3 protein-coding genes and 1 pseudogene are annotated in these 3,554 nt (G+C 65.7%); 2 read left to right on the top strand and 2 right to left on the bottom strand.

The genetic code is table 11. The features are described from left to right. Window positions 1–198: 198 nt before the first annotated feature. Window positions 199–882: pseudogene (gene ricT, locus VFS34_06315) on the top strand (regulatory iron-sulfur-containing complex subunit RicT). A gap of 129 nt (window positions 883–1,011) precedes the next feature. Then, entirely contained in the window at window positions 1,012–1,401 is a 390-nt protein-coding gene (locus tag VFS34_06310; GenBank protein ID HET9794058.1) for a hypothetical protein, read from the top strand. A 53-nt stretch (window positions 1,402–1,454) separates the two neighbouring features. Here VFS34_06310 and VFS34_06305 read toward each other — a convergent pair whose 3' ends face one another. Both VFS34_06305 and VFS34_06300 read right to left on the bottom strand, forming a co-directional pair. Continuing rightward, window positions 1,455–2,270, bottom strand: coding sequence for a class I SAM-dependent methyltransferase (locus VFS34_06305; GenBank protein ID HET9794057.1), 816 nt, complete (start codon window positions 2,268–2,270; stop codon window positions 1,455–1,457). 195 nt (window positions 2,271–2,465) lie between these two features. After that, window positions 2,466–3,554 (bottom strand): sugar transferase (locus VFS34_06300; GenBank protein ID HET9794056.1); only part of this gene is annotated, 1,089 nt, incomplete at its 5' end.

The raw sequence follows: 3,554 nt of genomic DNA, 5'->3' as shown, positions 1-3,554 counted from the left end.
GAGGCTTACCAGCTGACTTCCGGCCGCCCGAGGGACGCTTCGCCCCCCTCCCCTGATTCGGCTAACTGTTCCCGCGTGCTATATTTAACCCGGTAAGCGCGAGGGCCGCCGACGCGGCTCCGAAGAGGAAGTACCCCGGCGGCCCGGCCGCCTTTTTCAATCGTGCGCCCCTTGCGGCGCCGAGATGAAGGTTCTCCGATGAGCGGTTGCAGCGGTTGCTCGATCGGCAACAAATACAACTCCGGCGGCAATTACGTCGGAATCCGGCTGAACGAAAACGAGGACGGGCGGGTCGTCTTCTGCGAGACCAAAGGGGAGAAGCTCGAAAAGCTCGAGTGGATCGTGGTCGAGTCTTCCGAGAACGGCTCCTACGAATATGCGCAGGTGACGTCGCTCCACCCGTTGATCGCCAAGGGCTGCCAGGTCAAGACCGCCCGCCGCCTCATCCGGCCGGCCAACGAGGCGGATCTGCAGTCGCACCGGAACAAGATCGATCGGGAGAAGAAGATCTTCGACTTCATCAAGGATCGCGCCGGAGCGCTCGCCCTCCCGATGAAGCTCATCCGGACCCAGCTCTCCTTCGACGGGCGAAAGCTCTCCGTTTACTACACTTCCGAGAACCGCATCGATTACCGGCAGCTCGTCCGCGAGCTCGTCCAGGCCTACGGATTCCGCGTCGAAATGCGGCAGGTGGGCGTCCGCGACGAGACGAAGATGCGGGGCGGGATCGGCCCCTGCGGGAAGACGCTCTGCTGCTCGACGTTCCTCGAGTCGTTCCACCCGGTCACCATCAAGATGGCGAAAAGCCAGAACCTCTCGCTCAACCCGTCCAAGATCTCGGGGATGTGCGGCCGGCTGATGTGCTGCCTCGCGTACGAAAACTGAACGGCGGAGTTCGCTTCGTTTCTCATTAACTCTTGCGTTCGATCGATACGCTTCGTTAGAATTTTTCCCAAGGACGACACGTTTCCCCTTCGAGGAGGGTCACCTTGACCCCCACTGAGAGATTCAATGGCCGACCGTAAAGGGTTTCCCGCCCCCCCTCCGGCCGAGGACGCGGCGCCGACCGCGCGAAAACTGATCCGCCCTTCCCTCGCGGAGGTGAAGGACCGCTACCCCACGCGCTCGTTCCAGCGAAAGCAGGCCCCTCCGGAACAGACGAACGCGGAAAACTATTACTACCTGAAACAGATGGGAGCGAAGACTCCCATGGTCGTCCTGTTGAACGACGGCGAGGAGATCCACGGCTGGATCGAGTGGTACGACAAGTCCTGCCTGAAGGTGAACCGGGAGAAGGGACCGAATCTCCTGATCCCCAAGCATTCGATCAAGTACATGTACAAGGAAAACGACGAGGAAGAAAAAGCCGGCGGAAACGTCAACGTGGACGGGAACCGGTAGAACACCGATAAATCGATCGACGCTCGAGGGCCGGCACGAAGCCGGCCCTTTCTCTATTTCGACAAGGGCGCGCGGTTGAGCAGGAGCACGTCCTGGCCCGCGAAACGCGAGCCGCCGCCCGGATAGAAGCCGAAGAAGGCGTCCGCGCAGACGAGGCCCGCCTCGGCGATCATCTCCTCGAAGACCTGTCTGGCGAACGCGATCGCCGCCGCCGGCCGCGCGCGCACACGCCACCGCACACGCTCGTCTCCGAAGGGGAACGCCGGAGGAACGCCCGCGAAGAGAAAAGCGGTGACCACGGCGGCGCCGCGAGGCCGGAGCGTCCGCGCGATCTCGGACAGATACCGGCGGGCTTCCGTTTCCGAGAGATGCGTGAAGAGCGATTTCGCCAGAACGAGCCCGGCCGCACCGTCATCGACCGGCAATCGATATCGCCCGATCGGCAGATCCCCGGCGCCGAACGCTGAGCTCACGGGCGCGATCTCGAATCGAAAGCGGTCGTCTCCGCGGAATCTCCGCCGACACCACGCGATCGACGGCCCGTGCACGTCGATCCCGACATAGCGCGCATTCCTTCCCATCGCGTTCGAAAGCTCCAGCGCCATCGCGCCCGGACCGCATCCCAGGTCGACGATCCCGCCCGCCGCTGGGACGACGGCCCATCGATCGAGCTGAAGCCGGCAATCGCGGGCCGACGTCTCGAACGCCCGCACCGGTCCGGCGTGCCGGCGAAGCCAGAGCGGCGGGAGCGCGGTCCGTCGCCGCAGCGCTCTCCAGAAGCGATCAAACGGCGAGAGGGCGCGCAGCGCAGCGGTCCGCGCGATGCGCGCACACTCGATCGCCCATCCCGAGAGATGGTTCAGCGTCATCGAAAGGGCTGGGGGCTCAGTAATGTCGTCTTGAAGTGGTTCACGAACTTCTGCTCAGACGACGTCGAGGCGCGGCGAGGCGCGAGCGGGACGGGATTCGGGTCGCCCGCGGCGACCGGAGGCGTACCCAGAGCGTACGTCGCAGGGAGACACGGGCGGCACGCGCTCGTCCGGCTCGATGCATCGCCGCGCGTGCTATCGGGCGCCGCGGCCCGTCAGCACGATCGGAACCGTCAGCATCAATATCTTCAGATCCAGGAACGGCGTCCACGTGTCGATGTACTTGAGGTCGAGCGCCATCCACCGGTCGAAGTCCGGTATCTCGTTGCGTCCCGAGATCTGCCACAGGCAGGTCAGACCGGGCTTCATCGATAGGCGGCGCCGCTGCCACGGCTCGTAGTGCGCGACTTCCTCGGGAAGCGGCGGCCTCGGCCCGACGAGGCTCATGTCGCCCTTCAGGACGTTCCAGAGCTGGGGCAGCTCGTCGATCGAGAACCGGCGCAGCACCTTTCCGGCGGGCGTCAGGCGCGGATCCCGCGCGCTCTTGAACACGGGGCCGGACATCTCGTTCAGGTGGCTGACCTCGGAGAGACGTTCCTCCGCGCCGGCGATCATCGTCCGGAACTTCAGGAGAGTGAACGGCCGCCCGTTCAGCCCGGACCGGGTCTGGCGGAAGAGCACGGGGCCGCGCGACGTGAGCTTGATCGCGGCGGCCGCGAGGAGCTGCACGGGCAGCGTCACCCCGACGAGCGCGACCGAGAGGACGAGGTCGATCGCGCGCTTGCCCGCGAGCAGCACCGGGTTCGTGGGAACGGTCGTGAACGTCAGGAGCGGAACGCCGTCGAGCTCCTCGAGCACCGGCCGGGCGATGACGTGCGGGAAGAGGTCGAGCGCCACGTGCGAGCGCACGCCGTGCCGCTCCGCGGAGAGCATCGCTTCTTCGAAGTCCTCGAGCTTTCCGCGCTCGATCGCGAAGATCACCTCGTCCACGACCTCGCGCGCGAGGATCGCCTCGAGATCTCCGAGCGCTCCCAGCTTCTGCCAGCGGCCGTCGCGGGCGATCGCGCCTCCCCCGCCGTCGTCGAGATACCCGAGAACGCGGAATCCCCAGTGCGGGTGAGCCTCGAGGAACTGCGCCATCGCGACCGCGCGCGATCCCGTCCCGGCGACGACGACGGTCCGGAAATTCAGGCCGCGCGCCCGCGCGCTCTGGGCGGCGCTCCGGATCAGGAGCTTCTCGGAAGCGAGCAGCAGGAAGTCGATCAGGGCGAACAGGAAGAGGAA

The organism is Thermoanaerobaculia bacterium (assembly GCA_035717485.1).
Taxonomy (GTDB): Bacteria; Acidobacteriota; Thermoanaerobaculia; order UBA5066; family DATFVB01; genus DATFVB01.
This window is presented reverse-complemented; position numbering and strand designations above follow the sequence as displayed.